Below are 17843 nucleotides of genomic sequence, written 5' to 3' on the forward strand. Positions count from 1 at the left end.
TTGCCAAGGTCGATACCGATCAACGTTACGCTGTCCATGATGGCGCCCTCCAGAAATGAAAACACCCTATAAGATTAGGACTTATAGGGTGAGGGTGACCATCTCATTAACCGGGGTCAGGTCATGCTTCCATGCAAAATGCGCGCGTTTTGCATGGAAGCATGACCTGACCCCGGTTGGTTGGGTGTTGCTTACGGCTCGCGGATCGATTCGTCCATGGCCTTGGTCAGCGGCCACAGCAGGTAGGACATCACGGTGCGGTGGCCCACCACCACCTCGGCCGACAGGGTCATGCCGGGCAGCAGGCGGGCGCCGGGACGCATCTTGCGCAGCTTGCCGTCGCCCAGCGCGATGCGGCTCACGTAGTAGGCGTCCATGCCCTGGCCCGGGTTGTTGGCGTCGCGCCGGAACGCGTCGGAACTGATGGTGCGCACCTTGCCATCGAGCGCGCCGTGTTCCTGGAACGGGAACGCATCCACCTTCAGGTGCGCCAGCGCGCCGGTCTTGATGTAGCCGATGTCGAGCGAGTCGATCTGCACTTCCGCCTCCAGCCCGCCATTGAGCGGCACCAGCGTGAACATCGGCTCCGCCTCGCGCACCACGGAACCGGCCGACACCGTCTTGCCGATTTCGAGCACGATGGCGTCGGCCGGCGCCGTCAGCTGCACCAGCTGGTGGCGTTTGTCGGCCTTGGCCAGCTGTTCCTTGATGCCGTCGCGGTCACGGGTGGCGGCCAGCAAGTCTTCCATCATCTTCTGGCGCCAGCCCTTGCCGAACGCGGCCCGCTCGGCCTGGGCGGCGGCCAGCTCGCGCTGCATCTCCTCGGCCTTGTTGCGCTGCAGGATCATGTCGCGTTCCACTTCCAGCCGGCGGTCGCGCGCTTCGAGCAAGTGCATCTTGGCGCCGAACTGCTCGGCCATCAGCTGCTCCTGCATCGCTTCCACTTCGCGCAGCGACTTGACGCGCTGGGCCAGGATCACCTGGTCGCGCTTGTTCGTCTCCAGCCCCGCCTGCAGGCGCGCGATGTTCTCGTCCATCTTCTTCTTTTGCGCCTCGAAGTTGGCCTGGCGCTCGCCCGACAGCTGGGCCTGCAGTTGCTGGTCGGCATCGCCGCGGCCGGCGGCGGCGGGCCGGCCCTGGCCCGCCAGTTCAGCCTGCAGCTCGGCCGTCTGGGTGTCGAGGCTGCGCAGGCGGGTGCGCAGCTGCGCTTCGTCGGCCTGGGTGAAGGTGGGGTCCAGCGTGGCCAGCAGCTGGCCCTGGCGCACCACCTGGCCCACCTGCACGTCGATGCGCTGCACGATGGACGTTTCCAGCGGCTGCACCACCAGGTTGCCCTGCGGGCTGACCAGCCGGCCCTTGGCGATCACGATCTTCTCCACGTGCGACAGGCTGGCCCAGACGATGAAGGTGACAAAGGCGGCCGCCAGCACGTGCAGCGTGAGCCGCACGAAGCGCGGCAGCGGGCTGCGCTCGATGGCGTCGGCGTCCGGCAGGAACTCGATTTCCGTCTCGTCCCGGCCGCGGCGCGGCGCGCGCGCGGACGTGGCGGTTACAGGTGGCTTGTTTGCTGGTTCCATAAGTGCTGGTAAGTTTCGCTACGGGTGAGCAGTTCTGCATGGCGGCCCGCGTCCATCAGGCGGCCCTGCTGCATGACCATGATCTTGTCGGCGTTGACCAGGGTCGACAGGCGGTGCGAGATCATCACCACGGTGCGGCCCACGGCGATGCGCGACAGGTTGTTGATGAAGATCGCCTCGCTCTCGGGATCGAGTGCGCTGGCCGCTTCGTCCAGGATCAGGATGCGCGGCTTGGCCAGCAGGGAACGGGCGATCGACAGCCGCTGCTTCTGGCCGCCCGACAGGTTGGCCGCGTTCTCCTCGAGCAGCGTGTCATAGCCCATCGGCAGGCGCTCGATGAATTCGTCGGCGCCGGCCGCCGCCGCCGCCTCGATGATCTCCTCGAACGAGGCGTCGGGCTTGGTGACGATCAGGTTCTCGCGCACCGTGCCGCGGAACAGGAAGTTCTCCTGCAGCACCACGCCGATCTGGCGCCGCAGGTGCGACAGTTCGATCTCGCGCGCGTCGATGCCGTCGAAGCGCACGATGCCTTCCTGCACCCCGTACAGGCCCTGGATCAGTTTGGTCAGCGTGGTCTTGCCGGAGCCGCTGCGACCCACGATGCCGACCACGGTGCCGGGCTGGATGGTGAAGCTGGCCTTGTCCAGCGCCAGGTTGGGCGCGCCCGGATAGCGGAACGTGACATCGTCGAAGCGAATCTCGCCCTGCAGGATGGGACGCAGGCCGCCGGCTCCGGCGCGGCCCTCGGGCGCACGGTTCATCACCTCGCCCAGCATCTTCACGGACAGCGCCGTCTCCTGGTATTCGTTGACCAGGCCGACGATGGAGATCAGGGGCTGGGTGACGCGCTGCGACAGCATCTGGAACGCGATCAGCGCGCCCACCGTCAGCGTCTGGTCGAACACTTCCTGGGCGCCGATCACGATCAGCGTGACGGGCATCAGCTTGCCCAGGAAATCCGTGATGGCGTTGCCCGTGATCGAGATCTGGCCGACCCGGAAGTGCATGGTGATGGCCTCGGCCGAGCGCTGGTCCCAGATGCGGCGCTGGCTCGGTTCGATCGCCAGCGCCTTCACCGTGCGCATGCCGTGGATGGTTTCCACCAGCATGGCCTGACGTTGGCCCTCGGCCGAATAGAGCGCGTTCAGGCGGCGCTGGAAGGTCGGCACCATGGCCATCACCACGCCCGCGATCAGGGCCGCGAACAGCAGCACGATGGCGGCCAGCTTGAATGAATAGGTGAACAGCACCGGCAGGAACACCAGCAGCGCGATCAGGTCCAGCCCCGTCATGAACAGGCGCCCGGTGAGGAAGTTGCGGATCTTCTCGAGCTGCTGCATGTGGCGCGTGATGATGCCGGCGGTGGTGGTCTCGAAATAGTCTATCGGCAGCGACAGCAGGTGGCCGAAGGTGCGCCGGGTCAGGCGCATGTCGATCTTGTTACTGGCCGCCAGCGTGAGGGTCTGGCGCAGGAAGCCGAAGATGGCGTCGAACGCCAGTGCCAGCACGATGCCGGCCGCCAGCACCCACAGCGTGGTCACGCTCTGGTGGGTCAGCACCTTGTCGATCACCAGCTGGAAGAAGATGGGCGAGGCCAGCGCCAACAGCTGCATGGCGACGGCGGCGATGAAGATGTCGCGGAACGCGGCCTTCTGCTTGAGGATTTCGGGAATGAACCAGCGCAGCCCGAACGGCTGGTTGGGATCGGTAAGCTTGTGCTGGCGTTTGACGAACAGCACCTCGCCCTGCCAGCGGCGGCAGAAGCTGTCGCCATCCTCCATCGTCACGCTGGCCTGCTGGCTGATCGGGTTGAGCAGTGCGACCTGGGCCGGCTGGCCCTCCGCGCCGGGCCGCACGCCCACCACGATCACCATGTTGCCGTCGTTCAGCCGCGCCATCAGCGGGAACACGCCGCCTTGCGCCAGCAGCCGGCTCCAGCTCAGGCGGTCGGCCTTGGCCTTCAGGCCGATGTCGCTGGCGATGCGCAGCAGCACGCCGTTGCCGGGTTCCTGGGCGCCCAGCGCGTAGTCGTCGATCAGACGTTCGGGATTGATTTGCAAGCCATGGTGCTGCGCGATCGCGGTCAGGCACTGGATCGCGGTGTGGGGAAATTTATCGTGCATTGTGCGGTAACGAACGCGATGGAGAGGATGACGGCATCAAGGTTGGCTTTCTCATGCGAGCGGGTGGACGACGTCACGCCGGCGCAGCGCCGGAACATGCTGAGCGATTCTACCGCAGCAACCGCGTTCCCGGCGCCTTTTTTAGTGCCTGTGTGCACTTTAAAAAAAAACGGCAAGACCGCGTGGTCTTGCCGTTTTTGCCCGGTCGCAGCGCGGTGGGCAACGCCCGCCGCGCCGCTGCCGCCGCTTACTTCTGTGGCGTGGCCAGGAAGCCGTGGCTGCCGGTGTCGCGCAGTGCCTTCAGGTGCAGCTCGGCGTCGGTGGCAGCCGTCTGCGTCGAGCCGAACAGCTGGCCGTTGGCGTCGAACTGCTTGAGCGCATCGGCCATGGCCGCCACCGCCGTGTTGACGCCGCCGCTCGCGTTGCTGCCGTCGAGCTTGAGCGTGCCGCCGGTGGCCGCCGCGCCTTCGCCGCTGCCGAAGGCCGACATCGCCTGCACCAGGCTGCTGACGTTGCCGCGCAGGTCCACCGCCGGCGCCGCCACATCGGCCTTGCCCGACTCGAACCAGACGTCGGCCGCGCCGTGGCTGCGACCATCGGCCGTGGTGTAGGTCGAGGTCAGGCCCGAGATGTTGCCGTTGTCGATCGCGCTGCCCTTGGTCACATCCAGGTTGAGCTGGGTGATGTTGAGCGAGGCGAGCGACTTGAGCTCACCGGCCTGGCTGACGCCGTCGGCATTGCTGTCGACCCAGACACGCAGGTCGGCGAAGGCGCTGTCCTTGCTGTCGATCACGCCGTCATGGTTGGTGTCGAGCTCGGCCAGGGCCTGGTAGCCGGTGGTGGCTTTCTGGCCGTCGGCCAGCGTGGTGCCCGAACCGAACAGTTCCGAACCATCGTCGATGGTGCCGTTGCCGTTGCGGTCCATGGCCAGGAAGCCGTCGCCGCCGGCGATCCAGCCGGTGTTGACCTTGCTGCCGTTGGCTTGCATGTCGAACTGCACGCCCTGGGTCACGCTCAGGGTCTGGATGCCGTTGTCGTTCAGGTCCAGCACGATAGGCGTCAGGCTCTGCAGCGCGTGGATCTGATCCGTCGTCATGGCCTGGACCTGCTGGCTGGTCAGTGCGTGGATCTGCACCGTGGTCAGCGAATGCACCTGGGTCGTGGTCATGTTGTGGATCTGGTCGGTCGTCAGGCTGTGGATCTGACCAGTCGACAGATGCGAGATCTGGTTGGTGGTCAGCGACGAGAAGTCCGACGTTTCCATCGCCACCAGGTTGGCCGTCGACAGCGCGGCCAACTGGCCCGTGCTGAGGGTGGTCAGCTGGTTGCTCGACAGCGCCACCACCTGGTCGGAGGTGAGGCCAGCCGAGATCGCTGCCGTGCTCAGCGCGGCGACCTGGTTGGTGCTCAGCGCCACCACCTGGTCCGTGGTCAGGGCGTTGATCTGGGCCGTGCGCAGGGTGGCGATCACCGAGGTCTTCAGCGCAGCGATGTCGGCCGTTTCGATGGCAACCATGCTGGCCGTGCTCAGGCCATTCACCTGGGCCGTGCTCAGCACGCTGAACTGGTCGGAGGTCAGCGCCACGATCTGATCCGTGCTCAGGCCGTTGGTCATCTGCGAGGTGGTCAGCACCATCACATCGGCCGTCGGCAGGCTGGCGATCTGGCTGGTCGTCAGCGCACGCACCTGGTTGGTGGTCAGGGCGGCGATGGCGGCGGTCTTCAGCGCGGCCAGGTCGGCCGTGGCCAGGTTGGCCACCGAAGCGGTCGCCAGCGCAGCCACCTGGCCACTGCTCAGCGCGGCAGCCTGGGCGGTGGTCAGCGCGCCAGCCTGGTCGCTGTTGAGCGCGGCCATGTTGGCCGTGGTCAGCGCGGCAGCCTGGTTGCTCGACAGCGCGGCTACCTGGGCCGTTGCCAGCGCAGCGATCTGGGCCGACTTGAGCGCAGCCACTGCGGCCGTGGTCAGGCCACCAATGTCGGCCGTCTCGATGGCGGCCACATTGTTGCTCGACAGCGCAGCCACCTGGGCCGTGCTCAGGGCGCCGATCTGGCTCGACGTCAGCGCGACGATCTGGTCGGTGGTCAGGCCGTTGGCCACATCGGCCGTGCTCAGCGCTGCCAGTTGGGCCGTGGCCAGGTTGTTCACCTGGGTCGTGGTCAACGCACCGACTTGGGCCGAGGTCAGGCCGGCGAAGGCGGAGGTCTTCAGCGCGGTGATGTCAGCCGTTTCCATGGCGGCGATGTCGTCCGTGGTCAGGGCAGCAACCTGGGCGCTCGACAGGGCGTTGGCCTCGGAAGTCGACAGCGCCACCACCTGGTCGGTCGTCAGCGCCTTGACCTGGTTGGTCGACAGGCCGGCGATGGCAGCCGTCTTCAGTGCGGCGAAGTCGGCGGTGGTCAGCGCGGCGATCGAGTTGGTCGACAGGCCTGCCACCTGGCCGGTGCTCAGGGCAGCTGCCTGGGCCGTGGTCAGGGCGCCGATCTGGTCGGTGTTCATGCCGGTCATGGCGGCCGTGGTGAGCGCGCTGACCTGGTTGGTCGACAGCGCGGCCACTTGTGCCGTGGTCATGCCCGCCACTTGCGACGACTTCAGCGCGGCAACCGCAGCCGTGGTCAGGCCAACGATGTCGGCCGTCTCGATGGCGGCGATGCTGTTGCTCGACAGGGCAGCCACCTGGGCGGTGCTCAGCGAGGCGAACTGGCTCGACGTCATCGCGACGATCTGGTCGGTGGTCAGGCCGGCAGCGACGTCAGCGGTGCTCAGGGCAGCCAGCTGGGCCGTTGGCATGTTGTTGACCTGGTTGGTCGTCAGCGCGGCGACCTGGGCGGTGCTCAGGCCGGCGATGGACGAGGTCTTCAGCGCAGCCAGATCAGCCGTTTGCATGGCGGCGATGTCGTCCGTGCTCAGGGCGGCAACTTGTGCGCTCGACAGCGAGTTCGCTTCCGCCGTGGTCAGCGCCACCACTTGATCCGTGGTCAGGGCCTTGACCTGGTTGGTCGACAGGCCGGCGATGGCAGCCGTCTTCAGGGCGGCGAAGTCGTCGGTGGTCAGCGCGGCGATCGCGTTGGTCGACAGGCCAGCCACCTGGCCGGTGCTCAGGGCAGCTGCCTGGGCGGTGGTCAGGGCGCCGATCTGGTCGGTGTTCATGCCGGACATGGCAGCCGTGGTCAGCGCGCTGACCTGGTTGGTCGACAGCGCAGCCACTTGTGCCGTAGTCAGGCCAGCCACTTGCGCCGACTTCAGCGCGGCAACCGCAGCCGTGGTCAGGCCAACGATGTCGGCCGTTTCGATGGCGGCGATGCTGTTGCTCGACAGGGCAGCCACCTGGGCGGTGCTCAGCGAGGCGAACTGGCTCGACGTCATTGCCACGATCTGGTCGGTGGTCAGGCCGGCAGCGATGTCAGCGGTGCTCAGGGCAGCCAGCTGGGCCGTTGGCATGTTGTTGACCTGATTGGTCGTCAGCGCGGCGACCTGGGCGGTGCTCAGGCCGGCAATGGACGAGGTCTTCAGGGCAGCCAGATCAGCCGTTTGCATAGCGGCGATGTCGTCCGTGCTCAGGGCGGCAACTTGTGCGCTCGACAGCGAGTTTGCTTCCGCCGTGGTCAGCGCCACCACCTGGTCGGTCGTCAGTGCCTTGACCTGGTTGGTCGACAGGCCGGCGATGGCGGCCGTCTTCAGGGCGGCGAAGTCGTCGGTGGTCAGGGCGGCGATCGCGTTGGTCGACAGGCCAGCCACCTGGCCGGTGCTCAGGGCAGCTGCCTGGGCGGTGGTCAGGGCGCCGATCTGGTCGGTGTTCATGCCGGACATGGCAGCCGTGGTCAGCGCGCTGACCTGGTTGGTCGACAGCGCGGCCACTTGTGCCGTGGTCAGGCCAGCCACTTGCGACGACTTCAGCGCGGCAACCGCAGCCGTGGTCAGACCGACGATGTCGGCCGTCTCGATGGCGGCGATGCTGTTGCTCGACAGCGCAGCCACCTGGGCGGTGCTCAGCGAGGCGAACTGGCTCGACGTCATCGCGACGATCTGGTCGGTGGTCAGGCCGGCAGCGACGTCAGCGGTACTCAGGGCAGCCAGCTGGGCCGTTGCCATGTTGTTGACCTGGTTGGTCGTCAGCGCCGCGACCTGGGCGGTGCTCAGGCCGGCGATCGCCGAGGTCTTCAGCGCAGCCAGATCAGCCGTTTCCATCGCAGCGATGTCGTCGGTGCTCAGGGCGGCAACTTGTGCGCTCGACAGCGAGTTGGCTTCTGCCGTGGACAGGGCCACCACTTGATCCGTGGTCAGGGCCTTGACCTGGTTGGTCGACAGGGCAGCGATGGCGGCCGTCTTCAGTGCTGCGAAGTCGGCGGTGGTCAGAGCGGCGATGGCGTTGGTCGACAGACCTGCCACCTGGCCGGTGCTCAGGGCAGCTGCCTGGGCCGTGGTCAGGGCGCCGATCTGGTCGGTGTTCATGCCGTTCATCGCAGCGGTGCTCAGGGCACCGATCTGGTTGGTCGACAGCGCGGCCACCTGGGCCGTGGTCAGGCCAGCCACTTGCGCCGACTTCAGCGCAGCGATGGCGTTGGTGCTCAGACCCACGATGTCAGCCGTTTCGATGGCGGCGATGCTGTTGCTCGACAGCGCAGCCACCTGGGCGGTGCTCAGCGAGGCGAACTGGCTCGACGTCATCGCGACGATCTGGTCGGTGGTCAGGCCGGCAGCGATGTCAGCGGTGCTCAGGGCAGCCAGCTGGGCCGTTGCCATGTTGTTGACCTGGTTGGTCGTCAGCGCGGCCACCTGGGCGGTGCTCAGGCCGGCGATCGCCGAGGTCTTCAGCGCAGCCAGATCAGCCGTTTCCATCGCAGCGATGTCGTCGGTGCTCAGGGCGGCAACTTGTGCGCTCGACAGCGAGTTGGCTTCTGCCGTGGACAGGGCCACCACTTGATCCGTGGTCAGGGCCTTGACCTGGTTGGTCGACAGGGCAGCGATAGCGGCCGTCTTCAGTGCGGCGAAGTCGGCGGTGGTCAGCGCGGCGATGGCGTTGGTCGACAGACCTGCCACCTGGCCGGTGCTCAGGGCAGCTGCCTGGGCCGTGGTCAGAGCGCCGATCTGGTCGGTGTTCATGCCGTTCATCGCGGCGGTGCTCAGCGCGCCGATCTGGTTGGTCGACAGCGCGGCCACTTGTGCCGTAGTCAGGCCAGCCACTTGCGCCGACTTCAGGGCGGCGATGGCGTTGGTGCTCAGGCCCACGATGTCAGCCGTCTCGATGGCGGCGATGCTGTTGCTCGACAGCGCAGCCACCTGGGCGGTGCTCAGCGAGGCGAACTGGCTCGACGTCATTGCCACGATCTGGTCGGTGGTCAGGCCGGCAGCGATGTCAGCGGTGCTCAGGGCAGCCAGCTGGGCCGTTGGCATGTTGTTGACTTGGTTGGTCGTCAGCGCGGCCACCTGGGCGGTGCTCAGACCGGCGATGGCCGAGGTCTTCAGCGCAGCCAGATCAGCCGTTTCCATGGCAGCGATGTCGTCGGTGCTCAGGGCGGCAACTTGTGCGCTCGACAGCGAGTTCGCTTCCGCGGTCGACAGGGCCACCACTTGATCCGTGGTCAGCGCCTTGACCTGGTTGGTCGACAGGGCAGCGATGGCAGCCGTCTTCAGTGCTGCGAAGTCGGCGGTGGTCAGCGCGGCGATGGCGTTGGTCGACAGACCAGCCACCTGGCCGGTGCTCAGGGCAGCTGCCTGGGCCGTGGTCAGGGCGCCGATCTGGTCGGTGTTCATGCCGTTCATCGCAGCGGTGCTCAGGGCACCGATCTGGTTGGTCGACAGCGCGGCAACTTGTGCCGTGGTCAGGCCAGCCACTTGCGCCGACTTCAGGGCTGCGATGGCGTTGGTGCTCAGGCCAACGATATCAGCCGTTTCGATGGCGGCGATGCTGTTGCTCGACAGCGCGGCCACCTGGGCGGTGCTCAGCGAGGCGAACTGGCTCGACGTCATTGCCACGATCTGGTCGGTGGTCAGGCCGGCAGCGACGTCAGCGGTGCTCAGGGCAGCCAGCTGGGCAGTCGGCATGTTGTTGACCTGGTTGGTCGTCAGCGCGGCCACCTGGGCGGTGCTCAGGCCGGCGATCGCCGAGGTCTTCAGCGCAGCCAGATCAGCCGTTTCCATGGCAGCGATGTCGTCGGTGCTCAGGGCGGCAACTTGTGCGCTCGACAGCGAGTTCGCTTCAGCGGTCGACAGGGCCACCACTTGATCCGTGGTCAGAGCCTTGACCTGGTTGGTCGACAGGGCAGCGATAGCGGCCGTCTTCAGTGCGGCGAAGTCGGCGGTGGTCAGCGCGGCGATGGCGTTGGTCGACAGACCTGCCACCTGGCCGGTGCTCAGGGCAGCTGCCTGGGCGGTGGTCAGGGCGCCGATCTGGTCGGTGTTCATGCCGTTCATCGCAGCGGTGCTCAGCGCGCCGATCTGGTTGGTCGACAGCGCGGCCACCTGGGCCGTGGTCAGGCCAGCCACTTGCGCCGACTTCAGCGCAGCGATGGCGTTGGTGCTCAGGCCCACGATGTCAGCCGTCTCGATGGCGGCGATGCTGTTGCTCGACAGCGCAGCCACCTGGGCGGTGCTCAGCGAGGCGAACTGGCTCGACGTCATTGCCACGATCTGGTCGGTGGTCAGGCCGGCAGCGATGTCAGCGGTGCTCAGGGCAGCCAGCTGGGCAGTCGGCATGTTGTTGACCTGGTTGGTCGTCAGCGCGGCCACCTGGGCGGTGCTCATTCCGGCGATCGCCGAGGTCTTCAGCGCAGCCAGATCAGCCGTTTCCATGGCAGCGATGTCGTCCGTGCTCAGGGCGGCAACTTGTGCGCTCGACAGCGAGTTCGCTTCAGCGGTCGACAGAGCCACCACTTGATCCGTGGTCAGGGCCTTGACCTGGTTGGTCGACAGGGCAGCGATGGCGGCCGTCTTCAGTGCGGCGAAGTCAGCGGTGGTCAGCGCGGCGATGGCGTTGGTCGACAGACCTGCCACCTGGCCGGTGCTCAGGGCAGCTGCCTGGGCGGTGGTCAGGGCGCCGATCTGGTCGGTGTTCATGCCGTTCATCGCGGCGGTGCTCAGCGCGCCGATCTGGTTGGTCGACAGCGCGGCCACCTGGGCCGTGGTCAGGCCAGCCACTTGCGCCGACTTCAGGGCAGCGATGGCGTTGGTGCTCAGACCAACGATGTCAGCCGTTTCGATAGCGGCGATGCTGTTGCTCGACAGGGCAGCCACCTGGGCGGTGCTCAGCGAGGCCAGCTGGTTCGACGTCATCGCGACGATCTGGTCGGTGGTCAGGCCATTGGCGACGTCAGCGGTGCTCAAAGCAGCCAGCTGGGCCGTTGGCATGTTGTTGACCTGGTTGGTCGTCAGTGCGGCCACCTGGGCGGTGCTCAGGCCGGCGATGGCCGAGGTTTTCAGCGCAGCCAGATCAGCCGTTTCCATCGCAGCGATGTCATCGGTGCTCAGGGCGGCAACTTGTGCGCTCGACAGCGAGTTCGCTTCTGCCGTGGACAGGGCCACCACCTGGTCGGTGGTCAGTGCCTTGACCTGGTTGGTCGACAGGGCAGCGATAGCGGCCGTCTTCAGTGCGGCGAAGTCGGCGGTGGTCAGGGCGGCAATCGCATTGGTCGACAGACCTGCCACCTGGCCGGTGCTCAGGGCAGCTGCCTGGGCCGTGGTCAGAGCGCCGATCTGGTCGGTGTTCATGCCGTTCATCGCGGCGGTGCTCAGCGCGCCGATCTGGTTGGTCGACAGCGCGGCAACTTGTGCCGTGGTCAGGCCAGCCACTTGCGCCGACTTCAGCGCAGCGATGGCGTTGGTGCTCAGGCCCACGATATCAGCCGTTTCGATGGCGGCGATGCTGTTGCTCGACAGGGCAGCCACCTGGGCGGTGCTCAGCGAGGCCAGCTGGTTCGACGTCATCGCGACGATCTGGTCGGTGGTCAGGCCATTGGCGACGTCAGCGGTGCTCAAAGCAGCCAGCTGGGCCGTTGGCATGTTGTTGACCTGGTTGGTCGTCAGTGCGGCCACCTGGGCGGTGCTCAGGCCGGCGATGGCCGAGGTTTTCAGCGCAGCCAGATCAGCCGTTTCCATCGCAGCGATGTCATCGGTGCTCAGGGCGGCAACTTGTGCGCTCGACAGCGAGTTCGCTTCTGCCGTGGACAGGGCCACCACCTGGTCGGTGGTCAGTGCCTTGACCTGGTTGGTCGACAGGGCAGCGATGGCGGCCGTCTTCAGTGCGGCGAAGTCGGCGGTGGTCAGGGCGGCAATCGCATTGGTCGACAGGCCAGCCACCTGGCCGGTGCTCAGGGCAGCTGCCTGGGCGGTGGTCAGGGCGCCGATCTGGTCGGTGTTCATGCCGTTCATCGCGGCGGTGCTCAGCGCGCCGATCTGGTTGGTCGACAGCGCGGCAACTTGTGCCGTGGTCAGGCCAGCCACTTGCGCCGACTTCAGCGCAGCGATGGCGTTGGTGGTCAGACCAACGATGTCAGCCGTTTCGATAGCGGCGATGCTGTTGCTCGACAGGGCTGCCACTTGGGCGGTGCTCAGCGAGGCCAGCTGGCTCGACGTCATCGCGACGACCTGGTCGGTGGTCAGGCCATTGGCGACGTCAGCAGTGCTCAGGGCAGCCAGTTGGGCGGTCGGCAGGTTGTTGACCTGGTTGGTCGTCAGCGCGGCCACCTGGGCGGTGCTCAGGCCGGCGATGGCCGAAGTTTTCAGCGCAGCCAGATCAGCCGTTTCCATCGCAGCGATGTCGTCGGTGCTCAGGGCGGCAACCTGGGTGCTCGACAGCGCATTGGCTTCGGAGGTCGTCAGGGCCACCACCTGGTCGGTGGTCAGCGCCTTGACCTGGTTGGTCGACAGGCCAGCGATGGCGGCCGTCTTCAGGGCGGCGAAGTCGGCGGTGGTCAGGGCGGCGATCGAGTTGGTCGACAGGCCAGCCACCTGGCCGGTGCTCAGGGCAGCTGCCTGGGCGGTGGTCAGGGCGCCGATCTGGTCGGTGTTCATGCCGGACATGGCGGCCGTGGTCAGCGCGCTGACCTGGTTGGTCGACAGCGCGGCCACCTGGGCCGTGGTCATGCCCGCCACTTGCGACGACTTCAGGGCAGCGATGCCAGCCGTGGTCAAGCCAACGATGTCAGCCGTTTCGATGGCGGCGATGCTGTTGCTCGACAGCGCAGCCACCTGGGCCGTGCTCAGCGAGGCCAGCTGGCTCGACGTCATCGCGACGACCTGGTCGGTAGTCAGACCGGCAGCGATATCAGCGGTGCTCAGGGCCACGAGCTGGGCCGTGGCCATGTTGTTCACCTGGTTGGTGGTCAGGGCAGCCACCTGGGCGGTGCTCAAGCCGGCGATGGCCGCGGTCTTCAGCGCGGTCAGGTCTGCCGTTTCCATGGCGGCGATATCATCCGTGCTCAGGGCGGCAACCTGGGTGCTCGACAGCGCATTGGCTTCGGAGGTCGTCAGGGCCACCACCTGGTCGGTGGTCAGCGCCTTGACCTGGTTGGTCGACAGGCCAGCGATGGCAGCCGTCTTCAGGGCCGCGAAGTCGGCGGTGGTCAGGGCGGCGATCGAGTTGGTCGACAGGCCAGCCACCTGGCCGGTGCTCAGGGCAGCTGCCTGGGCCGTGGTCAGGGCGCCGATCTGGTCGGTGTTCATGCCGGACATGGCAGCCGTGGTCAGCGCGCTAACCTGGTTGGTCGACAGCGCGGCCACCTGGGCCGTGGTCATGCCTGCCACTTGCGCCGACTTCAGCGCGGCGATGGCGTTGGTGGTCAGGCCGGTGATGTCAGCCGTTTCGATGGCGGCGATGTTGTTGCTCGACAGGGCTGCCACCTGGGCCGTGCTCAGGGCGGCCAGCTGGCTCGACGTCAGCGCGACGATCTGGTCGGTGGTCAGGCCGTTGGCCACGTTGGCGGTGCTCAGGGCGGCCAGTTGGGCGGTCGGCAGGTTGTTGATCTGGTTGGTGGTCATGGCGGCGACCTGGGCGGAGCCCAGACCGGCGATGGCCGAGGTCTTCAGCGCGGCCAGGTCGGCCGTTTCCAGTGCGACGATATCATCGGTGCTCAGCGCGGCGACCTGGGTGCTCGACAGGGCGTTGGCTTCGGAAGTCGACAGCGCCACCACCTGGTCGGTGGTCAGGGCCTTGACCTGGTTGGTCGACAGGGCGGCGATGGCAGCCGTCTTCAGGGCGGCGAAGTCGGCGGTGGTCAGGGCGGCGATCGAGTTGGTCGACAGGCCAGCCACCTGGCCGGTGCTCAGGGCTGCTGCCTGGGCCGTGGTCAGGGCGCCGATCTGGTCGGTGTTCATGCCGGTCATGGCAGCCGTGGTCAGCGCGCTGACCTGGTTGGTCGACAGCGCGGCCACCTGGGCCGTGGTCATGCCCGCCACTTGCGCCGACTTCAGGGCGGCGATGGCGTTGGTGGTCAGGCCGGTGATGTCCGCCGTTTCGATGGCGGCGATGCTGTTGCTCGACAGCGCGGCCACTTGCGCCGTGCTCAGGGCGGCCAGCTGGCTGGACGTCAGCGCGACGATCTGGTCGGTGGTCAGGCCGTTGGCCACGTTGGCGGTGCTCAGGGCGGCCAGTTGGGCGGTCGGCAGGTTGTTGATCTGGGTGGTGGTCAGGGCGGCGACCTGGGCCGACGCGAGGCCGGCGATGGCGGCCGTCTTCAGGGCGGCCAGGTCCGCCGTCTGCATGGCGGCGATATCATCGGTGCTCAATGCCGCCACTTGCGCGGTGGTCAGGGCGTTGGCCTGGTCGGTACCGAGCGCCACCACCTGGTCGGTCGTCATGGCTTTGACCTGGGTGGTCGTCAGGGCGGCGACGGAGGAGGTCTTCAGTGCGGCGAAGTCAGCGGTTTCCATCGCGACCACGTCGTCGGTGGTCAGCGCGGCGGCTTGCTGGGTCGACAGGGCATTGGCCTGGGAGGTGGTCATCGCAACGATCTGATCGGTCGTCAGTGCCTTCGTTTGCGCGGTCGTCAGGCCAGCCAGCGTGGAGGTGGTGATGGCGGCGAAATCGGCGGTGGTCAGCGAGGGCAGCGTGGCCGTCGTGATCGCGCCGATTTGCGTGGAACTGAATACAGCGATTTGCGTACTGGTGAAGGCGGCGATTTGATCGGAATTGAGCCCCGCAATGTCCGAGGTCACCAGCGTGGTGATCTCTTGCGTGGTCAGATTCGCGATCTGATCAGTTGTCATACTCGTTACGATGCTCATTGCATTTCTCCTGAAGTTCGCCGCTAATTTCTGATTGGAAACGAATGGGAGCCGACGGGCGACCCGTGGCTCCTTCTCCTGACCAGTGGCAATTGCCGATTTTTACTTGCTTTATGTTCTGTACGCCTGAAGCTGTGGCCACAAAAAACCCGGCCGTTCATTCTTAACGTCAACAAAAAAGTTAACTTTAGGAATTTCATGCCGGGCTAAGTCGTCATCCGCAAGCCCCACGCACTATCATTTAAACAACTTTTCTCTCTGTTTATGCTGCTGCCGACCCTGTATCCCGCAGACGGTCCGTTTCGGTATAAAGCGACCTGCCGGATACTTTCATTAAGTAAACTTGTTCTCGCTCAGCAATAAATTGCACCAGCAACCGGCCCGCGCACGGACCGTGTTTACGCAAAGCAATACCCTGAAGTATAACTCACCTAATTTCCTAAAAGAATGTTTCTGCGAAGCTGTCTCGTGCTCGCAACCTATTGATCTTGCAAGATTTTGATGCCGCTAACGCGACGTCCGACGATAGTCCAGTCCATTGTAGAGCTTGCAATTTGGATGCCATCTGGCAAACAGAATGGCGAAACCGTCTTAATTCACTAGGGAAACACCAGGCCAGGAACGACTGTGCATCAGCCACATGACGCCCACATGACATGGCATGGACGGGCGCTACCGCCCCGCGCCCCGGGCCGGAGCTCGCATGCCCTGTTTAGGGGATAGCCTGGCCCCGCCATCAGCGTTAGCCACCCGCCACCGCAGCACGAGATGAGCAAAACGATCATTTCGGCAAGGCCCGAGGGCGACGTAGGACCAGTCCTACACCGTTATTGTCGCTAAATTGTCGCGCAAATTTCTCTCGAAAACACACATGGGCGAAAATGCCGCCGAACAATACAACAACGGCGCCCCGTTGCCGGGGCGCCGTTGTCAGCGCTGTGGGGGAAAAGCCGCGTCACCGGGCGCCGGGCGCCCGCGTAACGCTCAGGTCCGTTGCTGCGCCGCGACCCAGGCCTTGATGCGCGCTTCCAGCACATCCATCGGCAAGGCGCCCGCGCCCAGCACCTCGTCGTGGAAGGCGCGGATGTCGAACTTGGCGCCCAGCTGCTGGCGCGCATAGTCGCGCAGTTCGAGGATCTTCAACTGGCCGATCTTGTAACCGAGCGCCTGGCCCGGCCAGACGATGTAGCGGTCGGTCTCGCTTTGCACGTCCACTTCCTCGATGCCCGAGTGCGCGTGGAAGAAGTCCACCACCTGCTGGCGGTTCCACTGTTTATAGTGCAGGCCGGTGTCGACCACCAGCCGGATGGCGCGCAGCATCTCGTCCTGCAGGTGGCCATAGTAGCTGTACGGGTCGGTGTAGAAACCAAGCTCCTCGCCCAGGCGCTCCGCGTACAGGGCCCAGCCTTCCGTGTAGGCCGTGTAGTTCGGCTGCTGGCGGAACGCGGGCAAGCCCTGCAATTCCTGGGCGATGGCGATCTGCATGTGGTGGCCGGGCACGCCTTCGTGCAGGGCCGTCGTTTCCACGTCGATCAGCGAACGCTTGGCGAACTCGCCCGTGTTGACCATCACCCGGCCCGGCCGGCTGCCGTCCGGCGTTCCCTGGTTGTACGAGGCGCCGGCCGCCCCTTCCTCGCGGAACTCCTCGACCGGCATGATCTTGACCTTGGCCTTGGGCAGCACGCCGAACTGCTGCGGCAGCTTGGCATACATCTGGTCCGTGTACTTGGTGTACAGGTCCAGCAATTCCTGGCGCGACTTCGGATGCAGGGCCGCATTGGCGTGGACGGCCGCGTTGAAGCTCTTCAGGTCGGCATAGCCCATCTTCTTCGCCACGGCCAGCATCTGGCCCTCGATGCGGGCCACCTCGGCCAGGCCCAGCTGGTGGATCTGCTCGGGCGTCTGGTCGGTGGTGGTGGCCGAGCGCACCCGGTAGCTGTAGCGGGCCGCGCCGTCCGGCAGCGACCACAGGCCCGGCTCGGTGCGGCCCTGGGGCAGGTAGACGTTCTTCACGAACGCGGCGAATTGCCTGTAGGCGGGCACCACGTCATGCTCGATGGCGGCCAGGATCTCCTTTTTCAGGCGCGCCTTGTCGGCCGCGCTGAAACTGGCCGGGAAGCGGTTCAGCGGTTCCGCGAACGGCGAGGCGGCCGGCGCCATGGCGGCCAGGTCCTCGCACTGGCGCGCGATCTTGGGGATCAGGAACTGGGGCGGCATCAGGTGGTCGTGCATGCCGTTCTGCATCTGGATGGTGGTGTCGGCGAAGGCGCGCGGCAAAGCGTGCAGGCGGGCCAGGTAGTCGTCGTAGTCCTTGACCGTGTCGAACGCCAGCGCCGACACCAGCTGCGGCGCGTCGATGTGGATGCCGGAATTTTGCAGCACCGGCATTTCCCATTCCTTGAAACGGGCGCCGTCCAGGTTCAGGCGCAGCGAGCGCACCATCAGCGCCTGGTTCAGCTGCTCCTGCTCGGGGAAGCCGGTGGTGTCGATGGCTTCGAAGCGGCGCAGGAAGTCGGCGCTGGCGCGGATGTCGGCGTCGATGGCGGCCTGGGAAAAGTCCGTCAGGCGGTCGTTGTAGCGTTTGTCGCCCAGCATGGAGGCCAACTCGGGGTTGGTGCGCATGGTGTAATCCCACTGCTCCTTGATCAGGCTGTCGAGCTGCTGGCGGCGCGCGGCCAGGTCGGGCGCGGGGGCGCCGGCATGGGCCGCGCCCATCACGAGGAATAACAGCAGCGCGCTGGCGCCGCTACGGGAAGTCAGAGTCATGGTGGCCGGTCCGTCGAAAAATGGTGAAGGCTGCAATGTAGACGGCGCGGCCACATCGGGCACGCGGAATGTGACAGACTGTTGAAATTCGGGCATGAATTGCAAACCGGCGGGACAGGGCGGGTCCGGCCCGGCGGCAATTCTTGGTATCATGGGGGA

At 66.1% G+C, this 17843-nt stretch carries 4 protein-coding genes; all 4 read right to left on the reverse strand.

The window, feature by feature from the left end; all coding sequences use genetic code 11:
- Positions 1-191: 191 nt before the first annotated feature.
- Complete coding sequence (locus H3H37_RS24035) at positions 192-1577, reverse strand: HlyD family type I secretion periplasmic adaptor subunit (protein WP_182167295.1); 1386 nt, start codon at positions 1575-1577, stop codon at positions 192-194.
- Entirely contained in the window at positions 1550-3700 is a 2151-nt protein-coding gene (locus H3H37_RS24040; protein WP_182167297.1) for a peptidase domain-containing ABC transporter, read from the reverse strand. The genes H3H37_RS24035 and H3H37_RS24040 overlap by 28 nt, the downstream gene beginning before the upstream one ends.
- Positions 3701-3947: 247 nt before the next feature.
- Positions 3948-14900 (reverse strand): SPM autocatalytic domain-containing protein, encoded by a 10953-nt coding sequence (locus H3H37_RS24045; RefSeq protein WP_182167345.1) that lies wholly within the window; start codon positions 14898-14900, stop codon positions 3948-3950.
- Positions 14901-15902: 1002 nt separating this feature from the next.
- Positions 15903-17684: a DUF885 domain-containing protein gene (locus H3H37_RS24050; RefSeq protein ID WP_182167299.1), complete on the reverse strand. Its 1782-nt coding sequence runs from the start codon at positions 17682-17684 to the stop codon at positions 15903-15905.
- Between the last annotated feature and the right edge of the window lie 159 nt (positions 17685-17843).

This window comes from Rugamonas brunnea (assembly GCF_014042345.1).
Classification (GTDB): domain Bacteria; phylum Pseudomonadota; class Gammaproteobacteria; order Burkholderiales; family Burkholderiaceae_D; genus Rugamonas; species Rugamonas brunnea.